General features: G+C 74.5%; 21 protein-coding genes and 1 pseudogene. 10 read left to right on the top strand and 12 right to left on the bottom strand.

Translation table 11 applies throughout. The features are described 5' to 3' along the window. Positions 1–2,599 (bottom strand): ATP-dependent RNA helicase HrpA (gene hrpA, locus VK640_13640; GenBank protein ID HTE74224.1); only part of this gene is annotated, 2,599 nt, incomplete at its 3' end. Positions 2,600–2,784: 185 nt separating this feature from the next. On the opposite strand from hrpA, the gene VK640_13635 reads away from it, so the two are divergent. Together VK640_13635 and VK640_13630 are read left to right on the top strand one after the other, a co-directional pair. Further along, positions 2,785–3,132: a YciI family protein gene (locus tag VK640_13635; protein ID HTE74223.1), complete on the top strand. Its 348-nt coding sequence runs from the start codon at positions 2,785–2,787 to the stop codon at positions 3,130–3,132. A gap of 26 nt (positions 3,133–3,158) precedes the next feature. After that, positions 3,159–4,376, top strand: coding sequence for a DUF6596 domain-containing protein (locus VK640_13630; protein ID HTE74222.1), 1,218 nt, complete (start codon positions 3,159–3,161; stop codon positions 4,374–4,376). Here VK640_13630 and VK640_13625 read toward each other — a convergent pair. Together VK640_13625 and VK640_13620 are read right to left on the bottom strand one after the other, a co-directional pair. Beyond that, complete coding sequence (locus VK640_13625; protein HTE74221.1) at positions 4,363–4,635, bottom strand: DUF4242 domain-containing protein; 273 nt, start codon at positions 4,633–4,635, stop codon at positions 4,363–4,365. The genes VK640_13630 and VK640_13625 overlap by 14 nt on opposite strands. Before the next feature lie 89 nt (positions 4,636–4,724). After that, positions 4,725–6,341 (bottom strand): LuxR C-terminal-related transcriptional regulator, encoded by a 1,617-nt coding sequence (locus VK640_13620; protein HTE74220.1) that lies wholly within the window; start codon positions 6,339–6,341, stop codon positions 4,725–4,727. 223 nt (positions 6,342–6,564) lie between these two features. Here VK640_13620 and VK640_13615 point away from each other — a divergent pair, with 223 nt between their 5' ends. Next, a complete protein-coding gene (locus VK640_13615; protein ID HTE74219.1) occupies positions 6,565–6,966 on the top strand; it encodes a VOC family protein in 402 nt (133 codons plus the stop codon). Positions 6,967–7,045: 79 nt separating this feature from the next. Here VK640_13615 and VK640_13610 read toward each other — a convergent pair whose 3' ends face one another. From VK640_13610 to VK640_13600, 3 genes are read right to left on the bottom strand one after another with little or no spacing between them, the layout of a single operon-like run. Next, a complete protein-coding gene (locus tag VK640_13610; GenBank protein ID HTE74218.1) occupies positions 7,046–7,516 on the bottom strand; it encodes a hypothetical protein in 471 nt (156 codons plus the stop codon). After that, on the bottom strand, positions 7,513–8,565 hold the full coding sequence (locus VK640_13605; GenBank protein ID HTE74217.1) for a cation diffusion facilitator family transporter: 1,053 nt from the start codon (positions 8,563–8,565) through the stop codon (positions 7,513–7,515). Before VK640_13605 ends, VK640_13610 begins: the two co-directional genes overlap by 4 nt. Continuing rightward, on the bottom strand, positions 8,562–9,083 hold the full coding sequence (locus VK640_13600; GenBank protein ID HTE74216.1) for a DinB family protein: 522 nt from the start codon (positions 9,081–9,083) through the stop codon (positions 8,562–8,564). Before VK640_13600 ends, VK640_13605 begins: the two co-directional genes overlap by 4 nt. Before the next feature lie 48 nt (positions 9,084–9,131). On the opposite strand from VK640_13600, the gene VK640_13595 reads away from it, so the two are divergent. Then, entirely contained in the window at positions 9,132–9,959 is an 828-nt protein-coding gene (locus tag VK640_13595) for an SGNH/GDSL hydrolase family protein (GenBank protein ID HTE74215.1), read from the top strand. A 24-nt stretch (positions 9,960–9,983) separates the two neighbouring features. On the opposite strand, the gene VK640_13590 is transcribed toward VK640_13595, so the two are convergent. Both VK640_13590 and VK640_13585 read right to left on the bottom strand, forming a co-directional pair. After that, on the bottom strand, positions 9,984–10,328 hold the full coding sequence (locus VK640_13590) for a DUF1801 domain-containing protein (GenBank protein HTE74214.1): 345 nt from the start codon (positions 10,326–10,328) through the stop codon (positions 9,984–9,986). Positions 10,329–10,345: 17 nt separating this feature from the next. Next, on the bottom strand, positions 10,346–11,689 hold the full coding sequence (locus tag VK640_13585; protein HTE74213.1) for a glycoside hydrolase family 3 N-terminal domain-containing protein: 1,344 nt from the start codon (positions 11,687–11,689) through the stop codon (positions 10,346–10,348). 1,030 nt (positions 11,690–12,719) lie between these two features. Between VK640_13585 and VK640_13580 the strand changes: the two genes are divergently transcribed. From VK640_13580 to VK640_13565, 4 genes are all read left to right on the top strand, one after another. Beyond that, entirely contained in the window at positions 12,720–13,469 is a 750-nt protein-coding gene (locus VK640_13580; GenBank protein HTE74212.1) for a response regulator transcription factor, read from the top strand. A gap of 39 nt (positions 13,470–13,508) precedes the next feature. Further along, positions 13,509–15,023 (top strand): HAMP domain-containing sensor histidine kinase, encoded by a 1,515-nt coding sequence (locus tag VK640_13575; GenBank protein HTE74211.1) that lies wholly within the window; start codon positions 13,509–13,511, stop codon positions 15,021–15,023. Positions 15,024–15,090: 67 nt separating this feature from the next. Continuing rightward, positions 15,091–15,927 (top strand): hypothetical protein, encoded by an 837-nt coding sequence (locus VK640_13570; GenBank protein HTE74210.1) that lies wholly within the window; start codon positions 15,091–15,093, stop codon positions 15,925–15,927. Positions 15,928–15,969: 42 nt separating this feature from the next. After that, positions 15,970–16,374, top strand: a complete 405-nt coding sequence (locus VK640_13565; GenBank protein ID HTE74209.1) for a DUF3817 domain-containing protein — start codon at positions 15,970–15,972, stop codon at positions 16,372–16,374. 40 nt (positions 16,375–16,414) lie between these two features. On the opposite strand, the pseudogene VK640_13560 reads toward VK640_13565, so the two are convergent. Continuing rightward, positions 16,415–17,029: pseudogene (locus VK640_13560) on the bottom strand (SURF1 family protein). 124 nt (positions 17,030–17,153) lie between these two features. Between VK640_13560 and VK640_13555 the strand changes: the two are divergent. Beyond that, entirely contained in the window at positions 17,154–18,005 is an 852-nt protein-coding gene (locus VK640_13555) for an acyl-CoA thioesterase II (protein ID HTE74208.1), read from the top strand. Here VK640_13555 and VK640_13550 read toward each other — a convergent pair. After that, complete coding sequence (locus VK640_13550; GenBank protein ID HTE74207.1) at positions 18,002–19,732, bottom strand: MFS transporter; 1,731 nt, start codon at positions 19,730–19,732, stop codon at positions 18,002–18,004. The two genes, VK640_13555 and VK640_13550, sit on opposite strands and share 4 nt — an antisense overlap. 151 nt (positions 19,733–19,883) lie before the next feature. Between VK640_13550 and VK640_13545 the strand changes: the two genes are divergently transcribed. Then, positions 19,884–20,741 (top strand): MBL fold metallo-hydrolase, encoded by an 858-nt coding sequence (locus VK640_13545; protein ID HTE74206.1) that lies wholly within the window; start codon positions 19,884–19,886, stop codon positions 20,739–20,741. On the opposite strand, the gene VK640_13540 is transcribed toward VK640_13545, so the two are convergent. Further along, the gene (locus tag VK640_13540) at positions 20,690–22,390 is read right to left on the bottom strand and encodes an MFS transporter (GenBank protein ID HTE74205.1); all 1,701 of its coding nucleotides are present in this window, start codon (positions 22,388–22,390) and stop codon (positions 20,690–20,692) included. The genes VK640_13545 and VK640_13540 overlap by 52 nt on opposite strands. Next, the gene (locus tag VK640_13535; GenBank protein ID HTE74204.1) at positions 22,387–25,620 is read right to left on the bottom strand and encodes a DHA2 family efflux MFS transporter permease subunit; all 3,234 of its coding nucleotides are present in this window, start codon (positions 25,618–25,620) and stop codon (positions 22,387–22,389) included. The genes VK640_13540 and VK640_13535 overlap by 4 nt, the downstream gene beginning before the upstream one ends. Positions 25,621–25,907: the final 287 nt, after the last annotated feature.

Genomic DNA, 25,907 nt, shown 5'->3' with positions numbered 1-25,907 from the left:
GCCTGCGCAGGTCCTTCGGCAGCGTGCGCAGCAGCGCCGTCACCACCTCGAGCCGCAGGCCGGGCACCTGCCAGTCGGAGCCGCTCGGCGTCAGGCGGTTCAGCACCGCGACCGGCACGTGCACCGTCACGCCGTCGGCATCCGTGCCCGGTTCGAACTGGTAGGTCAGCGGGAGCTGCAGGCCACCCCGGACCCACGCGTCGGGGAAGTCGGCGTCGTTCACCCGCGACGCGCCCTCGCGCACCAGCATCTCGGGGTCGAACGTCAGGAGGTCGGGCGTCTCCCGGCGCGCCGCCTTCCACCACGCGTCGAAGTGCCGGGCCGACACGACGTCGGGCGGGACCCGCTCGTCGTAGAAGTCGAACAGCGTCTCGTCGTCGACCAGGATGTCGCGGCGGCGGGCCCGGTGCTCGAGCTCCTCGACGTCGGCGAGCAGCTCGCGGTTGTGGTGGAAGAACCGGTGGTGCGTGCGCCACTCGCCCTGCACCAGGGCGTGCCGCACGAAGAGCTCGCGGGACAGACCGGGATCGATGCGCCCGTAGGTGATCCGGCGCGAGGCCACGATCGGGACGCCGTAGAGGGTCACCTTCTCGTAAGCCATCACGGCGCCCTGCTTGGCCGACCAGTGCGGCTCGCTGTAGGACCGCTTGACCAGGTGCTCGGCCAACGGCTCGACCCACTCGGGCTCGATCCGCCCGAGGTCGCGGCCCCACAGCCGGGACGTCTCGACCAGCTCACCGGCCATCACCCACGCCGGCGGCTTCTTGAACAGCGCCGACCCGGGCCACGCGGCGAAGTGCGCGCCGCGGGCACCGGCGTACTCGCGGCGGTCCGGGTCCCAGAGGCCGACATGGGACAGGAGGCCGGCCAGCAGCGAGAGGTGCACCGGCTTCGGCTCGTCGCCCGGCGCGCCGACCTCGCCGGCCGTCGACAGCCCGATCGACTTCGCGACCTGCCGCAGCTGGCCCACGAGGTCCTGCCACTCCCGCACCCGCAGGTAGTGCAGGAACTCGGTGCGGCACATCCGGCGGAAGGCGTTGCCGGACAGGGACTTCTGCTGCTCCTGCAGGTAGACCCACAGGTTGCGGTAGGCCAGGAAGTCCGACCGGTCGTCGGCGAAGCGCCGGTGCATCGTGTCGGCCGCCTGCTGGTGCTCGGCGGGCCGCTCCCGCGGGTCCTGGATCGACATCGCGGCGACGATGACCAGGACGTCGGGGACGCAGCCGTTGCGGTCGGCCTCGAGCAGCATCCGGGCCAGCCGCGGGTCGACCGGCAGGCGCGCCAGCGACCGGCCGAGCGGGGTGAGCCGGCGCGTCGCGGCACCCGCACGCTTCCCCGGCTGCTCGAGCGCGCCGAGCTCGACGAGCAGGTCGAGGCCGTCCTTGACCTGCCGCCGGTCCGGCGGCTCGAGGAAGGGGAACGCCGCGAGGTCACCCAGACCGAGCGCGGTCATCTGCAGGATCACCGATGCCAGATTGGTGCGCAGGATCTCCGGCTCGGTGAACTCCGGGCGCTCTCGGAAGTCGTCCTCGGAGTAGAGCCGGATGCAGACGCCGTCGGACGTGCGGCCGCACCGGCCGGCCCGCTGGTTGGCGCTCGCCTGGCTCACCCGCTCGATCGGCAGCCGCTGCACCTTGAGCCGGTGGCTGTAGCGCGAGACCCGTGCCGTGCCGGGGTCGACGACGTACCGCACGCCGGGCACGGTGAGCGAGGTCTCGGCGACGTTGGTGGCCAGGACGACCCGCCGCGCGGAGTGCGGCTCGAAGACCCGGTGCTGCTCGGCGGCCGAGAGCCGGGCGTACAGCGGGAGGACCTCCACCTCCTCCCGCACGCCGCGCAGGTGGCCGCGCAGCGCGTCCGCGGTGTCGCGGATCTCGCGCTCGCCGGACAAAAAGACAAGGATGTCGTTGCCGGCGCCTCCGTTGTCCTCTTCCCGCAGCTCGTCGACCGCGGCCAGGATGCCGGCCACGACGTCTTGCTCCTCCGCCTCGGGCCGGTCCGGGTCGACCAGCGGCCGGTGGCGCACCTCGACCGGGTAGGTCCGCCCGCTCACCTCCACCACCGGCGCCCCGCCGAAGTGGGCGGCGAAGCGCTCGGTGTCGATCGTGGCCGAGGTGATGACCAGCTTGAGGTCCGGCCGGCGGGGGAGCAGGGAGGCCAGGTAGCCGAGCAGGAAGTCGATGTTGAGGCTCCGCTCGTGCGCCTCGTCGACGATGATCGTGTCGTAGGCCCGCAGCTCGCGGTCGCGCTGGATCTCGGCGAGCAGGATGCCGTCGGTCATCAGCCGGACCATCGTCGCCGGCCCGACCCTGTCGGTGAAGCGCACCGAGTAGCCGATCGCGTCGCCGAGGGGGACCTTCAGCTCCTCGGCGATCCGCTCGGCGACGCTGCGGGCGGCGATCCGCCGCGGCTGGGTGTGCCCGATCAGCCCCGCGACCCCGCGGCCGAGCTCGAGGCAGATCTTGGGCAGCTGGGTCGTCTTGCCGGAGCCCGTCTCGCCCGCCACCACGACGACCTGGTGGTCGCGGATCGCCGCGGCGATGTCGTCGCGCCGCTGCGCGACCGGCAGCTCCGGGGGATAGCTGACCGGTGGTGCCACGACGCTGCGCGGTCGTGGTGGACGGGCCGGGCGCCTGCGGAGCGGCGACCGGTTCCTGCTGTTCGGCATGGGCCCGCCAGCCTATGCGGGGAGGTAACTTCCCGTCGTTGTCGATTTCCGGCCGCCCCACCCGTCGGGGTGGTGTCAGAGTCGATCCGGCCACCGGGCCGGGAAGGGGACACCAGATGAGCGAGTACCTGATCCTGATCTTCGAGGACGAGAAGGCCTACGCCGAGGGCGGCGAGCAGGTCTTCGGCGAGGTGATGGAGGCGCACAACCGCTTCTCCGAGCAGGTCGAGGAGGTCGGCGGCAAGATCGTCGGCGGCAAGGCCCTTCAGCCGGTGAGCACCGCGACCACCATCCGCCACGACGTCGTCACCGACGGGCCGTTCGCCGAGACCAAGGAGGCCCTGGGCGGCTACTACCTGGTCGAGGCCCGCGACCTCGACCACGCCCTGCAGATCGCCAAGCTGTGCCCGGCCCGCTTCGGCGGCGTCGAGGTGCGTCCCGTCATGGAGTTCCCCGACGAGTGACGTCCCGGCACGAGGTGGCGGAGGCGGTGGCTGACGCGCACCGTCGCGAGTGGGGATTCGTCCTCGCCGCGACGGCGCGCGTCGCCGGCAGCCTCGACGTCGCGGAGGAGTGCGTGCAGGATGCGTACGGCGCCGCGCTGGACGCCTGGCTGCGCGACGGGGTGCCCCGGTCGCCTGGGGCGTGGCTCACCACCACCGCGCGCCGCCGGGCGCTGGACGTCCTGCGGCGCGAGCAGACCCTGCGGCGCAAGCTGCCGCTGCTGGTCGAGCCGGTGCACACCGAGCCCCTGCCCGGCGACGACGGTGACGACGGGATCCCGGACGACCGGCTCCGCCTGGTCTTCACCTGCTGCCACCCGGCTCTCTCGCGCGAGGCGCAGGTGGGACTGACCCTGCGCCTGGTCTGCGGGCTGACGACGGACGAGATCGCGCGGGCGTTCCTGGTGCCGGAGGCGACGATGGCGGCCCGGGTCACCCGGGCGAAGAAGAAGATCGCCGCCGCCCGGATCCCCTACCGGGTGCCGGCCGAGGCAGACCTGCCCGAGCGGCTGGACGCGGTGCTCACCGTGGTGCACCTGGTCTTCACGACCGGCCACGTCGCGCCGACCGGTGCCGACCTGGTGCGCCCCGACCTGGTGGCGCGGGCGGTCGACCTCGGTCGGGTGCTGCGCAGCCTGATGCCCGACGAGGGCGAGGTCACCGGGCTGCTCGCGCTGATGCTGCTCACCGACGCGCGGCGTGACGCCCGGTCCGGCCCGGACGGCGCCGTGGTGCTGCTCGAGGACCAGGACCGGTCGCGCTGGGACGAGGACGAGGTGGCCGAGGGGTTCGCCCTGGTGCGGGCCGCCGCCCGGGCCGCCCCGGGTCGTTTCCTGGTGCAGGCTGCGATCGCCGCCGAGCACGCGCGCGCGACGACGTACAGCGACACGGACTGGCGGCGCATCCTGCGGCTGTACGACGTCCTGCTCGGGCTCTGGCCCAGCCCGGTCGTCGCGCTCAACCGCAGCGTCGCCGTCCTCATGGTCGACGGGCCGCAGGCCGCGCTGGACGAGGTCGAGGTGCTGGCGGGCGACGGCCGCCTGGACGGCTACCGCTACCTCGCCGCGACCCGGGCCGACCTCCTTCGCCGCCTCGGCCGTCAGCCCGAGTCGGCCGCGGCCTACCGCGAGGCCATCGCGCTGACCAGCAACGCGGCGGAGCGGCGGTTCCTGGAGGGCCGCTTGGCCGAGGTCACTCCCCGCTGACCGGGTCGGCTTCGGCGCGCACCTCGCTGACCAGGTCGGCGGGGAAGCCCCCGATCTCGGCGTGCTCGCGGACCGCGTCCGCGTCGGTGGCGACGTACACGCAGTAGAGCCGGTCGCTCGTCACGTAGCTGTGCAGCCACTGCGCGCGCCCCTCGAGCTCGGCGACGACCTGGTTGCACCGGGCCCAGATGGCGTGGAGCTCCTGCGCCGTCAGCTCACCGGCGCCGGGCAGCCGGCGTTCGACGACGAACTTCGGCATCGCGGCGCTCCTCGATCGGGGTCGGCAGCCCCACGGTCGCCGCCCGGCGCCCGGACGCGCGTCGGTCGCAATCACCAAAACCCGACGCCTCAGCCGTGGGTAGTCCTGCCCAGCAGCCCGCTGTCGTAGGCGAACGCCGTCACGGCCGAGCGGGAGGCGACCCCGGTCTTGACGAAGATGTTGGACACGTGCCGCGCCACGGTCTTCTCGCTCAGGACCAGCTCCTCGGCGATCGCCCGGTTGCTCTTGCCGGCGGAGACGAGCCGGACCACCTCGACCTCCCGGTGGGTCAGGCCGCTGGGCCGGTCCTCGCGCGCCACGACGACGCCGAGCCGGTCGAACGTGGCCCGTGCGGCGTCCTCCTCGCGCGTCGCGGCCTCGGCGTCGCCCAGGGTGCGGTAGGCGCCGGCGAGGAGCATGCGGGTCCTGGCCGCCTCGTACGGTGCATCGAGCTCGTGCCACGTGTTGAGCCCCAGCCGGAGGGCGCCCATCGCCTCGACCGGCAGGTCCTGCGCGAGCCGCACAGCGCCGCGGCAGCGGTGGGCCTCGCCGCGCAGCCCGGCGCTCTGGAACGTCTCGGCGGTCGAGACGAGCTCGTCCGCTGCTGCGTCGGCCAGGGCCGTCTCGCCGGCGGCGAGCGCGATCTCCACCTGGGCCGAGAGCAGCGGCGCCCGGTCGAGCCGGCTCCCGGTCCGGTCGGCGAGGGCGGCGGAGACGGCAGCGGCGGCGGCGTCGACCCGTCCCTGCGCGAGGCGCAGCAGGGCGAGCCCGGGCTGCGGGTCACGGCCGTGCCGGTGTGCGTCCAGGTAGGTGCGCTCGGCGGCGGCCAGGTCCCCGCGCAGACGGCGCACCTCGGCGATCTCGTAGTAGGCGTCCGCCACCGCGAACACGTCGACGCCCGCCATGTCCCGGCACGCCTCGAGCGCCTCCTGCTCGGCCTGCGCCCACGACCCCCGGGTCTGCAGGACCTGGGCGCGGTGCACCCGGCAGATGCCCGGGTAGAGCGACGTCAGCGGCAGCGGCTCGCACCAGCGGGTGGTGGCCAGCGTCCACTCGTGCGCCCGCCGCATGTCCCGCAGCTCGTTGCAGGCGTCCATCAGGCCGCAGTAGATCGCGCCGGTCCACAGCGGGGACAGCTCGTCGGACAGTGCGGCGAGCATGGACTCGTCCAGCAGGGCCAGGCCCTCCGGTACCTGCTCGCTCTTGATCAGCGCCCGCCCCTCGAAGTAGACCCCGAGGGCGACCAGCGTGGGGTCGTCGTGGCGCCGGCCGAGGTCCTGCATCCGCCGTGCCGCCGCGACGGCCGCGTCGAGGTCCCGGCCCATCAGCTCCGCGATCCGCAGGTAGAGCGGGTAGCCGTGCTCGGCGCCCTCCGGCAGGTCGGCGAGCGAGCGCTCCGCCCGGCGCACCCAGCCGGCGCTGGCGGCCGGGTCGCCCACCAGCCGGGTGCTCACGGCGAGCAGGAACGCGATGCGGGAGGCCGACCGCCGGTCGTCGACCGCGCAGTAGGCGCGGAAGGCATCGCCGTGGCGCTCGATGGACTCCCGCATCCGGCCCAGCCACCACGCGGCCTCCGCGAGGCCCTCGAGATCGGCGGCCGTCAGGTCGTCCATCGCCGCGTAGGAGTCGTACGCGGCCTGCCAGTCCCGGCGCCCGGCAGCGGCGGTGGCCGCCTCCCGGTCCGGGGCCGGCTCCCGCGCCGTCATCGGCTCGGGTGTGGTCGCCTCCGGTGTCGTCACTCGCCCTCCCGCGCGGAATTGTGGCACCGCCTGGGCACGTGCGCAGTTCGACCCACGCCGCGGCCGGCGAAAGATGGGCACTCCTCCCGAGGTCGCGGGACCGCATTCGGACGACGGTGAGGTCATGGCACCAGGCGGGCAGCGGAGCCCGTCCGGGCAGCACAAGACATCACATTTCGGAGGTTTCGCCGTGCCTGCTTTTCCCGCTCTCACCCACGTCGCCGTGACCGTGACCGACCTCGAGCGCAGCACCCAGTGGTACAGCCAGCTCTTCGGCTCGGAGCCGGTCCTCGACGAGGACGAGACGACCGGTGGGTTCCACCACACGGTCTACCTCATCGGCGGCGGCCAGCTCTTCGGCCTGCACACCCACGAGAAGGGCACCGGGGACAAGTTCTCGGAGTACCAGACCGGCCTGGACCACGTGTCCTTCGGCTGCGCCGACCGCGCCGAGCTGGTGGGCTGGGCCGACCGCCTGGACCAGCTCGGCATCACCCACGGCGGCGTCGTGGACGCGCACTACGGCTCCGGGCTCTCGTTCCGCGACCCGGACGGCATCGCGCTGGAGTTCTTCGCCCCGCCGGCTGCCTGACCGGCTGCCTCACCAGCCTCTCGACGCCCCGGTGGCTCACCCGTCCCGACGGACGGGGAGCCACCGGGGCGCACGCACGTCAGGCGTCGGTGGGAGCGCGGTCTCGCGGCGGCCGCGCGGAGCGCAGCAGCGTGGTCAGCGCGGCGCTGAAGGCGCCGGCGCAGGCGACCTCGATCGGCAGCCGGTGCGAGGCCTCGGGCTGGATCGCCGCGTGCGCCCGGTCCATCCACGCCGGAAACGGTGAGCGGCCGAAGAACTGCCGGGCCGGCTTGTCGACGTCCGGCAGGCAGGCACCGAACACGCCGGCCAGCACCCGCAGCCGCAGACCCGGAGGCGTCGCCCGGGCGACCACCGCGATCGCGGCCAGCCCGACCAGGCCGTCGGGCACGGCGACCTTCATCAGGTGCTCCTCGGGCAGCCCGAAGTGGGGCAGCGAGTCGAGCACGAAGTGCGAGGCGAACCCGCGGCCGGCCGCGCTGAGGGAGTCGGGGGAGAGGGCGCCGACGACGGCCCCGCTCAGCACGTGGTTGGTGATCAGCACGTCGTTCACCGCTCCCGGTGGTGGTCGGTCAGGTCGTGGACGTGGCCCGCGGGGTCGGCGTGGACCAGGGCCGCGTGCAGTCGGGGCACGTCGTGCAGCAGCCGGTGCTCGACGGCCTCGGCGATCCGGTGCGCGTCGACGATGCCCAGCGCCGGGTCGACGACGATGACCAGCTCCGCGCGCAGCGTGTGCCCGATCCAGCGCAGCCGTACGTCGCCGAGGTCCTGCACGCCGGGCACCTCGCGGGCGACCCGCTCGACGGTGTCGACCAGCTCGGGGTCCACGGCGTCCATCAGCCGCCGGTAGACGTCTCTCGCGGCGTCGCGCAGCACGGAGAGCACGGCCACCGTGATGAGCAGGCCGACCACCGGGTCGGCCCACTCGAGCCCGGCGGCCACCCCGGCGGCGCCGAGCACCACGCCCAGCGAGGTGAAGCCGTCGGTGCGGGCATGCAGGCCGTCGGCTACCAGGGCGGCCGAGCCGATCCGGCGCCCGACCGTGATCCGGTAGCGCGCGACCGCCTCGTTGCCGGCGAAGCCGACCAGGCCGGCGAGAGCGACCACCCAGAGGTGGTCGATGTCGCGGGGGTCGGCCAGCCGGCGCAGCGCCTCGACCGCGGCGACCACGGCGGACGCGGCGATGAAGAGCACCACGACGATGCCGGCCAGGTCCTCGGCCCGGCCGAACCCGTAGGTGTAGCGCCGCGTCGGCGGCCGGCGGCCCAGCGTGAAGGCCACCGCGATCGGCAGGGCGGTCAGCGCGTCGGCGAAGTTGTGGATGGTGTCGACGAGCAGCGCGACCGACCCGCTGAGCGCCACCACAGCGAGCTGCAGCAGCGCGGTGGCCATGAGCGCCAGGAAGGACAGCAGCAGGGCCCGCATGCCGGCCCTGCTCGCCTCCAGCTCGCTGTCCATGGCCACCGCCGCGTCGTGGCTGTGCGGGGTGACCAGGTGGCGCAGCCGGTCGAGCAGCCCCTCCGCGGCGTCGTGGTCGTGCTCATGGTCGTGCTCGTGCGAGTGGTCGTCGTGCTCGCCGTGCCGGTGCTCCGGTGCCGTCACGTGCGGGTCACGTCGTGCTCGTGGTGCACCAGGTCGTGCAGGAAGTAGTGGGCGAAGGTGGCGACCGTGAACGCCGAGCCGTTGCTGCGGCGCCCGGTCCGCTGCCACTGGTCGTCGCGGACCGCGGCAAAGCGCGCCGCGATCACCTCGGCCTCCGCGGCCAGCTCCTGGGCGACGGCGGCGGGGTCCTGCTGGTCGTAGCGGTCGGCGACGGCCGCCTCGTCCTGGTCCCAGCTGGCGAACACCGGGTCGTGCTGCTCGAGCATGAGCAGCAGCCGCTCGTCGAAGAGGTGGCAGACGTCGCGGACGTGGCAGGAGTACTCCAGCGGCGACCAGGTGCTCTCGTCCGGCCGCCGGGCCGCGTCGGCGCGGGACAACACGTCGCGCCACACCGGGATCCCGGCGCGCACCCACTCCGGGACCGTGGCGAGCGGCACCGCACCGGCGTCGAAGCCGCACTCCGGGCAGGGCTCGCGCAGCACCCACGTCCAGTCCTTGGTGTCCGGGACGATCCCCACGCCGGGCACATTACTGGGCCCGATAATGGGGCCGTGGGCGACGGACCGGTGATCAGGACACTCGTGGCCACCGGCGACTCGTTCACCGAGGGGCTCGAGGACGACCTGGGACCCGAGGGCCGTCACCTCGGGTGGGCCGACCGGGTCGCGGCAGCGCTCGCGATGGTGGACGGCGAGCCGTCCGGAGCGGCCAGGGCGCCGCTGCGCTACGCCAACCTGGCCGTGCGGGGCCGGCTGCTGGACCAGGTGGTGGCCGACCAGCTGCCGACCGCCCTGGACCTGCGCCCCGACCTGGTGACCTTCCACGCCGGGCCCAACGACGTGCTGCGGCCGCGGACCGACGTGGACGGCGTCCTGCGCCGGTACGACGCCGCCGTCGGTGTGCTGCGCGACGCCGGGGTGGGGACCGTGCTGTTCACCGTCATCGAGCGGGCCGGGGGGACCGGCCGGACCGCCCAGCGGCTGGCGGAGCGCTTCGCCCGCTTCAACGCCGGGGTCCGGGAGGTTGCCGAGCGCCGCGGCGCCATGCTCGTCGACCAGGGGGCGGTTCCCGCCCTGCAGGATCGCCGGCTGTGGCACGAGGACCGGCTGCACCTCGCCCCGCCCGGGCACGAGCGGGTCGCGGCGGCCGTCCTCGAGCGGCTCGGCGTCACCGATCCCGACCTGCTCGGAGGCGACCCGGGCTGGTGGCGGCTGCCGCTGGACGCGGCGCCGCGCCGGCCGAGGCGGCACGACGTGCTCGACGACGTCCGGTGGGTGCGCCGCTACCTGCTGCCCTGGGTCGGGCGACGAGTCCGCGGGGTGTCGAGCGGGGACACCGTGTCGCCCAAGCACCTCGAGCTGGTCGAGGTCCGGCCGGTGCGGGGCAAGGACTGAGCCGACCGGGCCGGAAGTGCCGGCTCAGCCCTCGATCTCGGCCCGGCGCAGCCGCACCAGGGCGCGCACGACGTCCTCGGGCAGCGGCTCAGCGGCCGTGAAGCGGATGGTCCCCTTGGACAGCGCGAAGCCGGTCAGCGGGCCGGCGACGGCGTCGACCACCTCGGGGCTGAACGGGAAGACGCTCAGGTGCCCGGCGGCGGCACGCAGCCCGAGCAGCGGCCGGCCGCTGAGCAGCAGCGCCGCCATGCCGTAGCTGGTGCCCTCGGTCGCCTCCGGCGCTTCGGCCAGGGCCAGGTCGCGCACCCGGGCGAAGGCGTCGCGGTCCGGGGCCGCGAGCGTGGCCAGGTAGTCGGTGACGGTGCCCACTGGTCGCCTCCTCCGCGTCAGCTCGCCTCGGCGAGCCGCTGCTGGTAGATCCGCAGCGCCTCGACCCGGGTCGCCGCCTCGGCCAGCCGCTCCGCGGGGATCCGCCCGGACCGCACCGCCGCGAGGACGGCCCGGCGCGCCTGGCGAGGGCGCGGCGAGTTGAGCACCAGGTCGTTGCCCGCGAGCAGCGAGCGGATCGCCCCCTCGGCCGGGCCGTAGCGGCCGTAGACCGGGCCCATGCCCTGCGAGTCGGTGATGGCGACGCCCTCGAAGCCGAGCTCGCCGCGCAGCACGGTGTCCAGCACGGTCCTGCTCAGCGACGCCGGCATGCCGCGGTCCAGCGCCGGCACGGCGACGTGGCCGGTCATGACGACCGGCGCGCCGGCATCGACGGCGGCCCGGAAGGTCACCAGGTCGGTGCGCCGCAGAGCGGCCAGCGACTTGTCCTGGACCGGCAGCGAGCGGTGGCTGTCACCGCTGACGGTGCCGAGGCCCGGGAAGTGCTTGAGCACCGGGACCACGCCGGCCTGGAGGTAGCCGCGCATGGTCGCCACCACCATCCGGGCAGCCACCCGGCGGTCCGGCGAGTAGGTGCGCGACCCCATCACCGAGACGCTGTCCGGGTCGACGTCGGCCACCGGCGCGAGCACCATCGTGACGCCGAGGTCGCGCAGGGTGCGTCCGTTGGCGCGGGCCACCTTGCGGGCGTACGCCGTGCTGCCGCTGTAGCCGACCGAGGCGGCCGACGGGACGGTCGCGACGCCGGCCTTGAGCCGCTGCACGACGCCGCCCTCCTGGTCCATGGACACCAGCAGCGGCAGCCCGTCGGGCCCGTCACCCCGCTCGTGCAGCACCTGGGTCAGCCGGCGCACCTGGTCGGCGTCCGCGATGACCTCGGGTCGGAGGAAGAAGCCCCCGTAGGGTTGGCCGGCTGCCACCTCGGCCGGCGAGTCGACCCCGTGCATGAGCTGGTTCTGCGCCGCCTCGGCCGGCGTGGGCGACTCGCCGTCGTAGCCCCAGAAGCCCGGCATGAGCACGGTGGCGACCCGGTCGGCGTCGTCCATCGCGTCGACCAGGGCGCGAGCCTGCTCCAGCTCGCCCAGGGTCGGGCCCCAGCCGCTGGCGGTGTCGGGGTCCGGCGGCGGTGTGGTGCTGGCCGGCGGAGCGGCGGAGGACGTGCGACCGGCTCCGGTCGGTGCCCGGCCCTCGTCGGCGCCGCCGAGCAGGCCGCAGCCGGCCAGGGCCAGCGCCACGAGCACCGCGAGCGCCGCGCGCGCCCGGCGGCCGGCCGGACCGGCCGGACGGGCGCGATGCCGCCGACGGGGAAGCCTGCGCTGGGTGGTGTCCCGCCGAGCAGTCATCGCGGACATCCTGTCACCGCCCGCGCCCCGGCCGGCCCGCCCCTCCGTCCGTCGACCGGGCCGATCGCCCTCAGCCGTGTCCACATGTCGGACACAGGAGGTGACCGCCTGTGGACGTACCGGTGGACGACCGCGGGCCGACCAGTGGACAACCAGGCCCGGTCGGTGCACAAGGCGGGCCCACCTGTGGAGATCGCTGTGGACCCAGGAAGTGGTCGAAATCAGTGCCCTAAAGCCCTTGTGGGGGCTGCCGTCCGGGCACTAGAAATCTCATCACGTCACCGGCAACGGGGACCGCCCCGGAGGAGACTCCGGGACGTCGAAAGCGGCGGGAAACCAAGGCTTTCGACGGGTCACCGGGCACCGAGGACGGGTTCCGAGGTCCGGACCGGCGAGCGATCGTCGGCCAGGACACCGGGGCGTGCCACGAGGCGACCTGCCGAGCGATCGGGAGGCATCGGACGAGGCACACGTGCCAGGAGGCGCGCCGGCCGAGCAATCGGACGGTGAGCGGGCCGGGCGCGGCGGCTCGAGGCGCACCGACCGAGCGATCGGACGGGAAGCGGACGGGTCGCGAGGTGCGACGGAGCGCGCCGGCCGAGCGATCGGACGGCAAGCGGGCGGACGTGCCGGCGTGGTGCAGCGCACCGGCCGAGCAATCGGACGGAGAGCGGGCGGCACGCTCGCCGGACAGCGCGGCCGGCCGAGCGATCGGTCGGCGAGCGGGTGCGGCGGACAGTCCGGTGACGCCGGGCGCCGAGCGATCGGCGGTCGGCGGCACGGGACCGGCGAGGCCCCTCCAACTCATGCGTGGAGGGGCCTTCGTCGTTCCCGGGGCCACCTGGGCCGATGCGCCATGACCACTTGGTCGGGATCGAGCGCTGCGGCGCTGACCCGCGGCGGACCGAGCGCGCCGTACGCTGGGCCCTGCACTCACAGGGACCTCACAGGGAGTGCCCAGCCGGTGAGCAGCGCCCTCCCCGACGATCGGGGCATGAGCACGACATCCCATCGCAGCACGGAGGGGCAGATGACCCCGAGCGGCGCCACCGGCGGGTCCGGCGCCCGGCCCGCCCAGCGCACGACCGAAGCCAGGCTGCTCGTCGTCGACGACGAGCCCAACATCCTCGAGCTGCTCGCCACCAGCCTGCGGTTCGCCGGTTTCGAGGTCACCACCGCCGCCAACGGCCGGGAAGCGCTCGCCGCTGCCCGCAGCTACCGCCCGGACCTGGTCGTCCTCGACGTGATGATGCCGGACATGGACGGCTTCGCCGTGGTCCGGCGGATGCGCGGAGAGGGCTCGACCGCCCCGGTGCTCTTCCTGACCGCGCGGGACGCCACCGAGGACAAGGTCACCGGACTCACCGTGGGCGGCGACGACTACGTCACCAAGCCGTTCAGCCTCGAGGAGATCGTGGCCCGGATCCGCGCCGTCCTGCGGCGCACGTCCGCCACCGGCCCGGCCGCCCAGCAGCCCGCCCGGCTGTCCTTCGCCGACATCGAGCTCGACGACGACACCCACGAGGTGTGGAAGGCCGGTGAGCTGGTCGCACTGTCGCCGACCGAGTTCAAGCTGCTCCGCTACTTCATGCAGAACACCGGCCGGGTGCTGTCCAAGTCGCAGATCCTCGACCACGTGTGGCACTACGACTTCGGCGGCGAGGCCAACGTGGTCGAGTCCTACGTGTCCTACCTGCGCCGCAAGATCGACATCACCGAGCCGCGGCTGCTGCACACCCTGCGCGGCGTCGGCTACGTCCTGCGCGTGCCGCGGGGCTGACCAGCCCCCCGTAACGACCACCGAAGGAGCGTTGGACCCGTGGCCATCCGCCAGGCGCCGCGCATGCTCGCCGCGACGCCCTTGCGCGTGCGGCTCGTGGTCGCGTTCGCCCTCCTGGTCACGCTGGCCCTCCTCGTCACCGGCTTCGCCGTAACCACAATCCTGCGCACCTACCTCGTCGGGCAGGTCGACGAGGACCTCGCGCGGCCCTTGTCCGGCCGTCAGCTGAACGGCGGCGACATGCCGGGCAACCCGGGGCCCTTCGGTCCGGACCGCGCCGAGTACTACGTGCTCACCACCGCGGCTGGCCAGCGTGTCAACGTGACGAACAACGGGCTCGAGCTCGACCCTCCGCAGCTCTCAGCGTCGCGGATCCGGTCCGCCGGCACCGAGCCCTTCACCGTCCACGCCGTGGGCGGCGGTGCGCCCTGGCGGGTCGTTGTGAATCCGACGAACGTGGCCATCAACGGCGAGCAGGCGCTGTTCGTCCGCGCCATATCCCTGAAGGACGTGCAGGACACCACTCGGAGGCTCCTGGTGGTCGAGGTGCTCGTCGGCGGCCTGGCCGTCGTGCTGATGGCCGGCTTCGGCTATCTCGTGGTCCGGCGGAGCCTCCGGCCGCTCGAGGAAGTCGAGTCGGCTGCCGGCGAGATCGCGGCCGGCGACCTGAGCCGCCGGGTGCCGGAGAGCGACCCGCGCACGGAGGTGGGCCGCCTGTCCGGCGCCTTCAACGCGATGGTCGACCAGATCGAGACGGCGTTCCGCGAGCGCGAGGCGTCCGCGTCGGCCGCCGTGGCCAGCGAGGACCGGATGCGGCGCTTCGTCGCCGACGCCAGCCACGAGCTCCGGACGCCACTGACCTCGATCCGCGGCTTCGCCGAGCTCTACCGCCAGGGCGCCGTCCGCGAGACGGCCGAGCTGGACCGGATGATGCGCCGGGTCGAGGACGAGGCGTCCCGGATGGGCCTGCTCGTCGAGGACCTGCTGCTGCTGGCCCGCCTGGACCAGGCCCGGCCGCTGCGTGCCGAGCCGGTCGACCTGCTCGACGTCGTCAGCGACGCCGCCCACGACGCCCGGGTGCTCGCCCCGGACCGGCAGGTCGACCTGGACGTGCGCGGCGACGAGGCGCCGGTCGTCCTCGGCGACGACGCGCGGCTGCGCCAGGTGGTCACCAACCTGGTGTCCAACGCACTGACCCACACGCCTGCTGGCACGCCGATAGCCGTCACCCTGCAGACCGCCTCCGGCGGCGACGGTCCCGAGGATGACCGCTCCGAGCCGGCCGGCCGGGTCCGGGTCGGTGTCCATGACCAGGGGCCGGGGCTGACCGACGAGGAGCGGGAGAAGGTGTTCGAGCGCTTCTACCGCGCCGACCCGTCCCGCACCCGGGCGGCAGGCGGCAGCGGGCTGGGCCTGTCGATCGTGGCTGCCCTGGTGGCCGCGCACGGCGGCCTGGTCACCGTGGAGTCCGAGCCTGGCCGGGGGAGCGCCTTCTTCGTCGACCTGCCGCTGCTGGGTTCACAGGCTGGTGCCAGCCTGGTCACAGGTCCGTGACCGACACTCGAGGCGCAACATCCGTCCCCTGACCGGTCTGCGGCCGGTCCGAGTCAGCGAGGTCACCGTGCAGCCGACGCCGCCCAGCGGACCCGACAAGCCCGACGAGGCGCCGACCGAGCGCCTGGACGACCTGTGGGTCCCCGGCACCGCGCGGCAGCAAGGCGACACCGGTGACACCGGTGACACCGGCGACACCGGCAACACCGGCAACACCGGCGACACCGGTGTCATCGGCGACACCGTGGACAGCGCCGACGCCCAGACCCGCCCCACGTCGCGCCGCGGCGTCCGTGGGCTGGTCGTCGTCGGTGCGGTGGTCGCCCTCGTGGCCGCCGGTGCCTTCGGCGCTGCGCTGGCGCGCGGCGGCGACGACCCGGTCGGCTCGGTCAACGGCTTCGCCGCCATGGGATCGACCGACCAGGACGGGACCGACGAGGAGGGGACCGACGGCGACGGCCCGGTCGGTGACCGGCTGCGCGACTGGGCCGAGGAGCACGGAGGGGGCCCGATGCTCCGCCACCGCTTGGGCGGGATGGGCAAGGGGATCCTCGGGGGGATGATGGGCGGCCCGCTGCCGGGGGCGCCGCTGCACGGGTCGTACGTCGTCGAGGACCCCGACGGGGGCTACCGGACGGTGCTCTCGCAGCGCGGCGAGGTCACGTCGGTGTCGAGCAGCTCGATGACGGTGCGCAGCGCCGACGGCTTCGCGACGACGTACCGGCTCACCGACGACACCACGGTGCTGGCCGGGACCGACGGCACCGACGACATCGAGGAGGGTGCGGACGTCGCCGTCACCGCCCTGCGCGACGGGGACAGCCCGCGGGCCGTCCACGTCGTCGACCTGAGCCAGCTGCAGGACCGGCTGCGCGAGCACCTCGACCTCGGCGAGAGCACCTGACCGGCTGCGCCGCCGACCGGGGCCGTTACCTAGGCTGGCCGGGTGCCGTCCCGACCCCTCTCCTCCGGCGAGCTGACCCGGTTCCGCGTGTTCGCCTGGGCGACGGGCGTGGCGCTGCTGCTGCTCGTGCTGGTGGCGATGCCGCTGAAGTACCTCGGCGACTCCGGGGCGATGGTGCGGGTGGTGGCCCCGGTCCACGGCTGGCTCTACGTCGGCTACGTCGTGACCGCGTTCGTCGTGGCCTACCGCCTGCGCTGGTCGCCGGGCCGCACCGCCCTGCTGCTGCTCGCCGGGACGGTGCCGTTCATGTCCTTCGTGGCGGAGCGCAGAGTGCTGCGCCAGGTGCGTCCGGCCCGGCCGGCGGCGGACCAGCAGGCGGCGGACCAGCAGGCGGCGGACCGGTCGGCTGGTCCGGCTGCTCCTGCGCCTCCTGCGCCGCCCGCCTGAGCACCACCGCCCAGAAGAACACCGCGGCGGCCGCGAACAGCCACCACTGCACGGCGTAGGCCAGGTTTCGCCACCTGCCGACCTGGCCGGCGCCGTCGTCCCCGCCACGGTCCGCGGCGACCAGCGCGGGAGCGGCCGGGTCGTCCGCCAGGGGCGGCTCGGTCGACCGCAGCACGACGAAGCCGTCGTAGAGCTGGTCCGGGTCGTAGGCGGTGGCCGCCAGCAGGGTCACCGTGGCGACGTACTCCACCTCGCCCTTGCGCGGCACCGCCGGCACCACCGCGGTCGCGTCGGCCTCGGTCTCCGAGCGCTGCAGCACGCCTCGCACGGTGACCGGCCCGTCCGGCGGTGTAGGGACGGCGGCGCGGGCCGGCACCCAGCCGCGCACCACCGGCACGACTCCGCGCGCGGTGCGCAGAGGAGTCACGACCAGTGCGCCGTCGCGGCCGCCTCGCTCGCGGCCGGGGACGATGACCTGGCTCTCGGGCTGCCACGTCCCGACCGCCGTGACCTCCCGGCCGGGGTCACCGGGCCGGAGCCGGTCGCCCGGCGCGGTCACCCGGTCGAGCGGCACGTCCCGCGCGGACCCGTCCTCGGCCGGCCGGTCGACGTCCTCGAAGCTCTGCAGCTGCCACCAGCCCAGCCAGCCCATCACGCCGACGGCCACGACCAGCAGCAGGTGCCACGGCCACCAGCGCGGCGCGAGTGCCGTCCGGAGCGTCTGGCGGGTGGGCACCCCCGCACGCTAACCGGCCCGCACGGGGGGCCACCATGTGACCGTGCCGCAGTCGACGCAGGAGCTCATCGAGCTGCTCGACCTCGAGACCATCGAGCTCGGCCTCTACCGCGGGCGGCAGCCCGACACCGCGCTGCAACGGGTGTTCGGGGGCCAGGTCGCCAGCCAGGCGCTGGTCGCGGCCGCCCGCACCGGGGAGGAGGGCCGCAGCGTGCACTCGCTGCACGCCTACTTCCTGCGCCCGGGCGACCCGTCGGTCCCGATCGTCTACGACGTCGAGCGGACCCGCGACGGCCGCTCGTTCAGCACCCGGCGGGTGGTGGCCCGCCAGCACGGTGAGGTGATCTTCTACCTGTCCGCGTCGTTCCAGGTGCCCGAGGAGGGGCTCGACCACCAGGACCCGATGCCCGAGGTGCCGCCGCCCGACGCGTGCCCGGAGCTCGGCGACGTCCTCGCCAAGGTGTCGAAGCGGCCGAGGGCCGAGTGGGACCGCGAGTGGGCTTCGCTGGACGTGCGGTACGCCGGAGAGGTCGCCCCGCCGGGCCAGCGCCGGGAGCCGGTGTCGCGGGTCTGGCTCAAGTCCTCCGACCCGATCGGCGACGACCCGGTCCTGCACGCGGCGGTGCTCACCTACGCGAGCGACCTCACGCTGCTCTCCGCGGCGGTCCGGCCGCACGGGACCTACATCGGGGACCCGCGGCTGCAGCCGGCGTCGCTGGACCACGCGATGTGGTTCCACCGGACGTTCCGCGCCGACGAGTGGCTGCTCTACGACCAGACCTCCCCGTCGGCATCCGGCGGCCGGGGGCTGGCGACCGGGCGGCTCTTCACCGCCGGTGGTGCGCTCGCCGTGTCGGTCGTCCAGGAGGGCCTGCTGCGGCTCCGGCAGCGCTAGTCCGAGCGCTCCGACGGCTCGGCCACCTCGGCCAGCTCGATGACCGCAGCCCGCCGGTGCGGGTGGGTGCGGGAGAGCCGGCTGCGGGCCCCCTCGAGCAGCGCGGCAGAGGCCGGTGCGTTGGTCAGCGCGTCGACGAAGGTCTCGCCCGGGATGCGCAGCATCTGGCTCCGGACGGTGGCAGTGACCGTGGCCGTGCGCGGGATGCGCTCCAGCAGGCCGATCTCGCCGAACCACGCCCCGCTCTCCATCGGCGGCAGCTCGCGCTCGACCGCCTCCTCGCCGCGGGCCCGGACGCCGACCTCGCCGTCGAGCAGGACGTAGAACGCGTCCGCCTCGTCGCCCTCCCGGATGACGACCGTCCCGGCCGGCACCTCGACCTCCTCGGCGTCGGCCGCCATCCGCTCGAGCATCGGGCGGGAGGCCTCGGTGAGGATGCCGAGGCGCTCCAGTACCTGGACCCGCGGCTCGACCGCGGCCAGCCGGGCGACGTTCATGGCGTCCATCCGGCGCAGGAACGGCAGGCCCAGCAGGCACAGCGCCGGCAGCACCGCCCCGGCCAGCCAGAGGCTGGCGTCCAGCCCGAACGCGGAGATCACCTGCGGGGTCACGAGCGCACCGAGGGAGATTGCGGACAGCACGCCGGTGAAGTACGCCCCGAACACGCGGCCCAGGACCTCCTTGGGCAGCGACCGCTGCAGCGCGGTGATCGCCAGGACGTCCACCACCAGGGTGCCGGCGCCACGGACGACCTGGATCGCGGTGGCCACGAGCGGGTCGTCGACGAAGAGGAACAGCAGGGTGGGCAGGCAGTAGATCGCCATCCCGAGCAGGATCACCGAGCCCAGCCGCGGCCAGGCGGCCATCCGGTTGACCAGGCCGGCCGCCGCGATCCCGCCGAGGCCCATCCCGGCGAGCAGGTAGCCGAAGCCGTCGGGTCCGGTGCCCAGCCGTTCCTCGGAGAGCACGACGAACTGCACGGTGTCGACGCCGTACACGAAGCTGGCGATGACGCTGTAGGTGACCAGGGTGGCGGCGGTCGCCGAGCCGGCGATCGTCCGGATACCGACCATCATCTGCTTCAGGGGGCCGGCGGTCCCGGCCTCGGTCACGTCCACGGGGATGCTGCGCACCGAGATCCGCCGCACCACGAGGGCAGACACAGCGAAGGTGGCGGCGTTGGCCACGAACACCACCGACGGCGGCGCCGCGAGCAGGAGCAGCGCGCCGAGCACCGGCCCGGTGATGATCGCGATGTTGTCGACCATGTTGCGCAGCGCGTTGGCCGCGGCCAGGTCGGTCTCCGGCACGGTCTCCGGCGTGATCGCCGCGGCGGCCGGTTCGTAGACCGTGCCGGTGACCGAGGTCAGGCCGGCCAGCACGATCGCCAGCAGCGCCGGACCCTCGAGTGCCGCGACGAGGGCCAGGACCAGCATCAGGCCGGTGCTCATCCAGTCGAGCGACACCATCAGGCGCACCCGCTCGAAGCGCTCCGCGAGCACCCCGCCGTACGGACCAAGCAGCAGCGACGGGACGAACCGGCCCACCGTGGCCGCCCCGACCCAGGCGGCCGACCCGGTCTGGTCGTAGACGTAGACCGCCAGGGCCACGTTGTAGGCCCACGAGCCGGCGAAGGAGATGAAGAACGAGGTGATCAGCAGCCGGAAGTCCCGGTGCCGCAGCGGTGCGGTCAGCCGCGGCCGGTCTCGTCGGGCGTGCTGAGCCATGACGGCGCCTCATGGGTCGGTCGGCGGTGCCGGGATGCGGGCGGGTGGTCGCCCGAACGGTGGCAGATCCACCCGGGTTCGCGCGGGCAAACGGGCGATGTGCCCCGCAATCGCTCGGTGGGCACGCTACGGTGCCGCGCGTGAGCGCATCGTGAAGCTCGAGACCCTCGGGGTCCGCGGATCGACGGCGGCGCCCGGCGCCGAGTTCGCCGGCTACGGCGGGCACACGTCGTGCGTGGCGGTGACCGCCGACGGCGCCGACCGGCCCAGCCTCGTCCTCGACGCGGGCACCGGGCTGCGCTCGCTGACCCGGATCCTGGCCGGCGCGTCCTACGACGGCGCGATCGTGCTCAGCCATATGCACTGGGACCACGTCCAGGGCCTGCCCTTCTTCGCGGCCGGTGACCGGGACGACTCCCGGGTCGACCTGTACCTGCCGGCCCAGGACGGCCGGTCCGGGCGCGACCTGCTCGCCCAGACCCTGTCGCCGCCCGCCTTCCCGATCACCCCGGAAGGGCTGCGCGGCCGGTGGGGCTTCCACGCCGTCGAGGCGGGTCAGCACCAGATCGAGGGGTTCACGGTCCGCACGGTCGACATCGCCCACAAGGGCGGCCGGACGTACGGCATCCGGGTCGAGGACGACCACGGGTCGATCGCCTACCTGCCCGACCACGCGCCGGCGGCGGGTGTCTCGGACGAGCTGCTCGACCTGCTCAGCGGCGTGGACGTACTGCTGCACGACGCCCAGTTCCTCGAGGGCGAGCGACCGGTCGCGGTGGACTACGGCCACGCGACCGTCCAGGACGCGGTCGGTCTCGGGTTGAGCAGCGGCGCGGGCACGCTGGTCCTCTTCCACCACTCGCCGGCCCGCACCGACGCGGCCCTGGACGAGATCGCGGAGTGGGCGCCCGCGCTCGGCGGCGGGATGCGGGTCGTGGTGGCCCGCGAGGGCGACACCTACGAGGTTGCGGCCGGGCCGTCGCCTGCGGCGTCGACGTCCTCGGTCTGAGCCCGGCGCACCGCGTCGTCCTCGAGGTGTCCCTGCACGACCTCGTCCGCCGAGACCCGGGCCGCGGGCACGGTCCGCATGGCGCGCAGGAAGTCGTCGCGCTCGATCCAGACCAGGTGGGTCGGCGCGGTCGCCGTCACGGTCGCGGTGCGGGGCACGTCGAGGAGCAGCGCGACCTCACCGAAGGAGGAGTGCCGGCCGAGCCGGGTCAGCTCGCGGCCGTCCTGGCTGACCGTGACGGCGCCGTCGGACACCAGGTAGAACCGGTCGCCGCGGTGGGCCTCGCGAACGACGACGGCGCCCGTGTCGACATCGTCCTCGTCCGTGCGCCGGCTCAGCTGCTCGAGCACCGGCAGCGGCGCGGAGCGGAAGAACGGCACGGTGCGGAGCAGGTCGAACCACCGGCCGGGCTGCCGCGCGCGGGCGTCCAGCCCGCGCAGCACCGGCCAGGCCAGCAGCCCAGCCACCGGCAGCAGGGCACCGGCGGCGACCAGGGCGCCGGAGATGCCCAGCCACGACACCAGCAGCGGCGCGCTGGCAGCGCCGACCGCGAGGGCGGCGGTCATCAGGGCCTCCTGCAGCCCGAAGACCCGGGCCAGCACCTCGTCCGGCACGGTGCGCTGCAGCAGCGTCCGGCCAGCGACGTCGAAGAACGCCTTGCCGGCCCCCGACAGCACCAGCAGCACGGCCGCCAGCGCGGTCCCGCCGCCCGCGGCCAGGACGCAGATCGGCAGCCCGGTCACGAGCAGGCCGGCCAGCAAGGCCGGCGACAGCCGGCGTCGCCCGGCCAGCACGACCGTCAGCAGGGCGCCGAGGATCGCGCCGACGCCGAGCGCGCTGCCCAGCAGCCCCGGCCCGGAGCTGTCGGTGCCGAGGACCTCCAGCGCCAGGACGATCAGCAGGATGTCCATGGCGCCGACCACGACGTACTGCCCGGTGACCATCAGCATCAGCAGGCCCGAGGCCGGCTGCTCGCGCAGCTCCCGGACGCCGGCCAGCGTTCGCCGGGTGAGGCTCTCCGCGGCGCGCACCACGCCGGGCTCGTCGCCGTCGGTCAGGCGGACGACCGGCAGCCGGGCGACCAGCGCGGCAGACCCGAGCAGCAGCACGCCGAAGAGCAGGAAGACCGACCCGGGGCCGGCACCGGAGATCAGCAGGCCGCAGGTCAGCGGGCCGAGGAAGCCGCCGACCCCCTCGGCGGTGATCGACGCCGAGTTGCCGGCCAGCAGCTCGGCCGGTGTGTGAGAGACGGTGGGCAACGTGGCGTTGTGCACCGGGCGGGTCAGCGTGATCGCGCAGGTGACCAGCACCCCGCCCGCGCAGGTGAGGGCGAACGGCGCGTCCGCGACCAGCAGCAGCCCGGTCAGCAGCATGGTGAGCGCCTGGGCCAGGTAGCCGATCGCCAGCGCCCGGCCGCGTTCCCCTCGGTCGCCGATGACCGAGGCGAGCGGGGCGACGACCACCGCGGGCAGCAGCTGGACGACCGAGACGGTGGCGGCCGCCCCGACCCCGCGCTCGTCGTAGGCCCAGACCAGCAGCGTGATCCAGGTGGCCCACTCGGCGACGGAGAACACCAGGAAGGCCAGCAGCGCACGTCGAAGTGCCCCGTGCCGGAGGGCGTCGATCGTCGCCGCCAGCCCGTCGGTCACGGCGACCGGGCGACGTGCGTCCGTACGTCGACGAGCTGGCCGTCATCCTGCCGGGCCGGCTCCGGCACCAGGCTGCGGGGCACCGGCCAGACGCCCGGGTGCCGGGCGTCCTGGGCCAGCACCGCGAGCAGCTCCCGGGCGGCCCGTCGGCCGGCCTGCACCATGCGGTCGAGCTGGTGGAACTCGAGCAGCCCCACACCCATCGTCGGCGGGGTGACGACCGCCGCGCCGTGGCCCCTGGCGGTGGCGACCGCGCCGGCGCTGCCGATCATCATCGTGCGCAGCAGGGTCTCCCCGAGCGCGGGGACGCGCGCCGGGCGCGGTGGCGCCGACGGGTCGACGGTGTGTGGCCGGACGCTGCCGCCCATGGCGATGTTCACGGCGACCACCGGGCCCTCGCTGCGCTCGGTGAGCAGGTCGACCGGCAGGTTGTCGAGCACCCCGCCGTCGATGAGCAGCCGCTGGCCGTCGGCGATCGGCGGGAACAGCACCGGCAGGCGGACCGAGGCCAGGGTGGCGTCGACCAGGCTCCCACGGCGGTGCACCTGCCGGGTGCGGGTCACCAGGTCGGTGCTGACGCAGCCGAACTGCCGCGGCAGGCCCTCGACCAGGGTGTCCGCGCCGAGTGCGCGCATCAGGCCCTCGTGGGTGCGGCGGCCCCGGGCCAGCGAGTGGGTCGGCAGTGTGTAGTCGCCGAACGGCCGCCGCCGGACGAACTCGGCGTAGCTCTTGTCCTCGAGCTCCTCGCCGGAGACACCGGTCGCCCAGGTCGCCGCGACGATCGCGCCGATGCTGCAGCCGGCCACCCGGTCGACCGGGATCCCCTGGTCCTCGAGCTCGCGCAGCACCCCGATGTGGGCGAAGGCGCGGGCGCCGCCGCCGGCCAGCACCAGGCCCAGCGAGCGGCAGGCGACCCGGTCGACCAGCGGACGCAGCCCCACGGCGAGGTCGCCGTCGACCACGCTGACCTGCCATGCGTCGGCCGCGCGGGCCCACGCGGCAAGGGTCTCGGGGCCGGGGTGAGGGCCGACCAGCACCACGTCCGGCTGGCAGGCGGCCTCGTCGCAGCGGCCGCGCAGCAGCTCGGTCTGCGGCGCGTCCGCGGCCGCGACCAGGACCACCTGGTCGGCCTGCCGCACGCAGCGCGCCAGCCAGCCCGGGTCGCCGTCGTCGGTGCCGTCGGCGACGAGGACGACCCGGTCGTGCTCGCGCTCGGCCCGGGCGAGCCCGTCGGCGTCGACCCGCTGAGGGGCGACGACCCGCAGGTGCCGGTCCAGGCCGGCCACCAAGCTCGCGGCGACCGCCGCGACCGGGGCCCCGTCGTGCGCCGCGACGACCGCGACGACACCCGGCGCGGCTGCCGGCTCGGCCGGCCGGGCGCCCCCGCTGCGCAGCCGCTCAGCGAGCTGGGTCACGACGACCCGCGAGGCTGCCGGATCGGTCTCGAGCAGCGTCGTGAAGTCCTCGCGGCGGATCTCGAGCAGCACCGAGTCGCGGCGGGCCCGGACGGCGGCCGAGCGGCCCTCGCCGGTCAGGACCGCCAGCTCGCCGATCACGGCACCGGGGCCGAGCTCGCGGACCCGGGTCCCGGCGATCCACACCTCCAGCCGTCCGGTGCGGACCACGTAGACGGAGCCGGGCGGGTCGCCCTCGCGCATCAGCCAGTCACCGGCCGGCACCGCGTGCTCGGTGGCGCTGCGCTCGAGCCGCACCCGGGCGGCCGGGTCGAGGGCGGCGAACATCGGCACGTCGGCCACGCCGGCGCTCTGGGCCGCCGGTCGGGGGAGCGGGTCCCGGGTGGGCAGGTGCACGACCGGCACGTCGTGCGCGTCGTCGGCCGGTGCCTCCTCGGCGTGGCCGAGCCGGCCCAGCGGCAGGGCGAGGACCGCCACGGCGAGGAACGCCGCGATCGAGAGCAGCCAGCCGTCCTTGAAGGCGCCGACCGCCTCCGCCGCTGACGGGGTGCCGACGATGACGACGAGCAGGGCGATGCCGAGCACGCCGCCCAGCTGGCGAGCACTGGACACCACCGCGGACGCGGTCGCGTAGCGGCCGCCCGGCACGGCGGCCAGGGCGGCGCTGCCGAGCACCGGCAGGGTGGCGCCGACGCCGATCCCGGACAAGACCTGGCCCGGCAGCCAGGCGCCCAGGAAGTCCGGCGTGACGCCGGTGGCCTGGTGGTACCAGATGTAGGCGCCGGCCCACACCAGCGCCCCGGGGACGACCACCAGCCGGTAGCCGCGCCGCTCGGCGACCGGGCCGAGCACCGCGGCGACGACCGCGGCGACCAGGGCGCCGGGCACCAGGGCCAGGCCGGCCCGCAGCACGCTGTAGCCCCACACGTACTGCAGCCACAGGATGTTGGTGAGCAGGTAGGCGTAGAAACCGAGCCCGGCAACGGCGGTCGCGACGTTGGCGACGGCGAAGGACGGGATCCGCAGCAGGGTCGGGTCCAGCAGCGGCGACCTCGCCCGCCGGGAGCTCACGACGAACAGCCCGCCGAACGCGATTGCGGCGATCATCGAACCGACCAGAGCTGCACTGATCCAGCCCCAGTCGTTGCCCTTGACGATGCCCAAAGTCAGGGCGGCCAGGGCGGCCGCCAGCAGCGCGGCGCCCACCAGGTCGGGCATGGTGCGCCGGCCGGGAGCACGGCTCTCGACCAGCTGGCGACGGGCGACCAGGACGGCCGCGATGCCGAAGGGGATGTTGACGTAGAACGCCCAGCGCCAGCCGCCGGCCTCCACCAGGGCGCCGCCGATCGGCGGGCCGAGACCGGCCGCCACGGCCGCCGTTGCGCCCCACAGGCCGATCGCGTGCGTGCGGCGCTCCTCGGAGAAGGCCTCGACGACCAGGGCGAGGGAGGCCGGGACCAGCAGCGCCGCACCGAGGGCCTGGACCACGCGGGCGGCGACCAGCAGCCCCACCGTCGGGGCGGCCCCGCACAGCGCGGACGCGACCGTGAAGACCAGGACGCCCAGGACGAAGGTCCGGCGCCGGCCGAGCAGGTCGGCCAGCCGGCCGCAGACGATGAGGAACGCCGCGAACACGATGTTGTAGGCGTTGAGCACCCAGGACAGCTCGCCGATCGACGTGCCGGGGAACGACTCCCGGATGCTCGGGAACGCGACGTTCACGATCGTCGCGTCGAGGAAGGCCAGGAACGCGCCGAAGGCGCTGACGAGCAGCACCCTGCCCTCGGTGACCCGCCCCGTCCCCGCTGCGCGCATGCTCGACCCGTCCCTCCTGCGGCCGTCGTGAGCGCGGTCGCGCTCCCCGGCCCCCAGCCGCTCGGCACACTGTCGTCTGCACGGGCAAGTGCTGACAAGATCGCCCCACGCCGCCCAGGGCTTCTGCCCGCATCTACACGCTAGATCGTCTTCATCCCTGACTCGCCAGGTATGTCCGGTTATGTAGAGAAATCCGGCTCGACCCGCAGTGACTGAGGATCAGCGCACAGTGGGGTTATCCGAAACACCTTGCCTCGCAACGGATTGAAGCCATGATGGCCACACAC

It is taken from the genome of Actinomycetes bacterium (genome assembly GCA_035489715.1).
Lineage (GTDB): Bacteria > Actinomycetota > Actinomycetes > JACCUZ01 > JACCUZ01 > DATHAP01.
The sequence above is the reverse complement of the archived record's forward strand: the minus strand, read 5'-3'. Positions and strand labels throughout refer to the sequence as shown.

What these genes read in the sequence shown, in the direction of transcription:
- VK640_13580 (HTE74212.1), top strand. Translation starts at nt 12,720, where the DNA reads ATGACCCCGAGCGGCGCCACCGGCGGGTCCGGCGCCCGGCCCGCCCAG.
- VK640_13550 (HTE74207.1), bottom strand. Translation starts at nt 19,732, where the DNA reads ATGGCTCAGCACGCCCGACGAGACCGGCCGCGGCTGACCGCACCGCTG.
- VK640_13625 (HTE74221.1), bottom strand. Translation starts at nt 4,635, where the DNA reads ATGCCGAAGTTCGTCGTCGAACGCCGGCTGCCCGGCGCCGGTGAGCTG.
- VK640_13535 (HTE74204.1), bottom strand. Translation starts at nt 25,620, where the DNA reads ATGCGCGCAGCGGGGACGGGGCGGGTCACCGAGGGCAGGGTGCTGCTC.
- VK640_13635 (HTE74223.1), top strand. Translation starts at nt 2,785, where the DNA reads ATGAGCGAGTACCTGATCCTGATCTTCGAGGACGAGAAGGCCTACGCC.
- VK640_13585 (HTE74213.1), bottom strand. Translation starts at nt 11,689, where the DNA reads ATGACTGCTCGGCGGGACACCACCCAGCGCAGGCTTCCCCGTCGGCGG.
- VK640_13620 (HTE74220.1), bottom strand. Translation starts at nt 6,341, where the DNA reads ATGACGGCGCGGGAGCCGGCCCCGGACCGGGAGGCGGCCACCGCCGCT.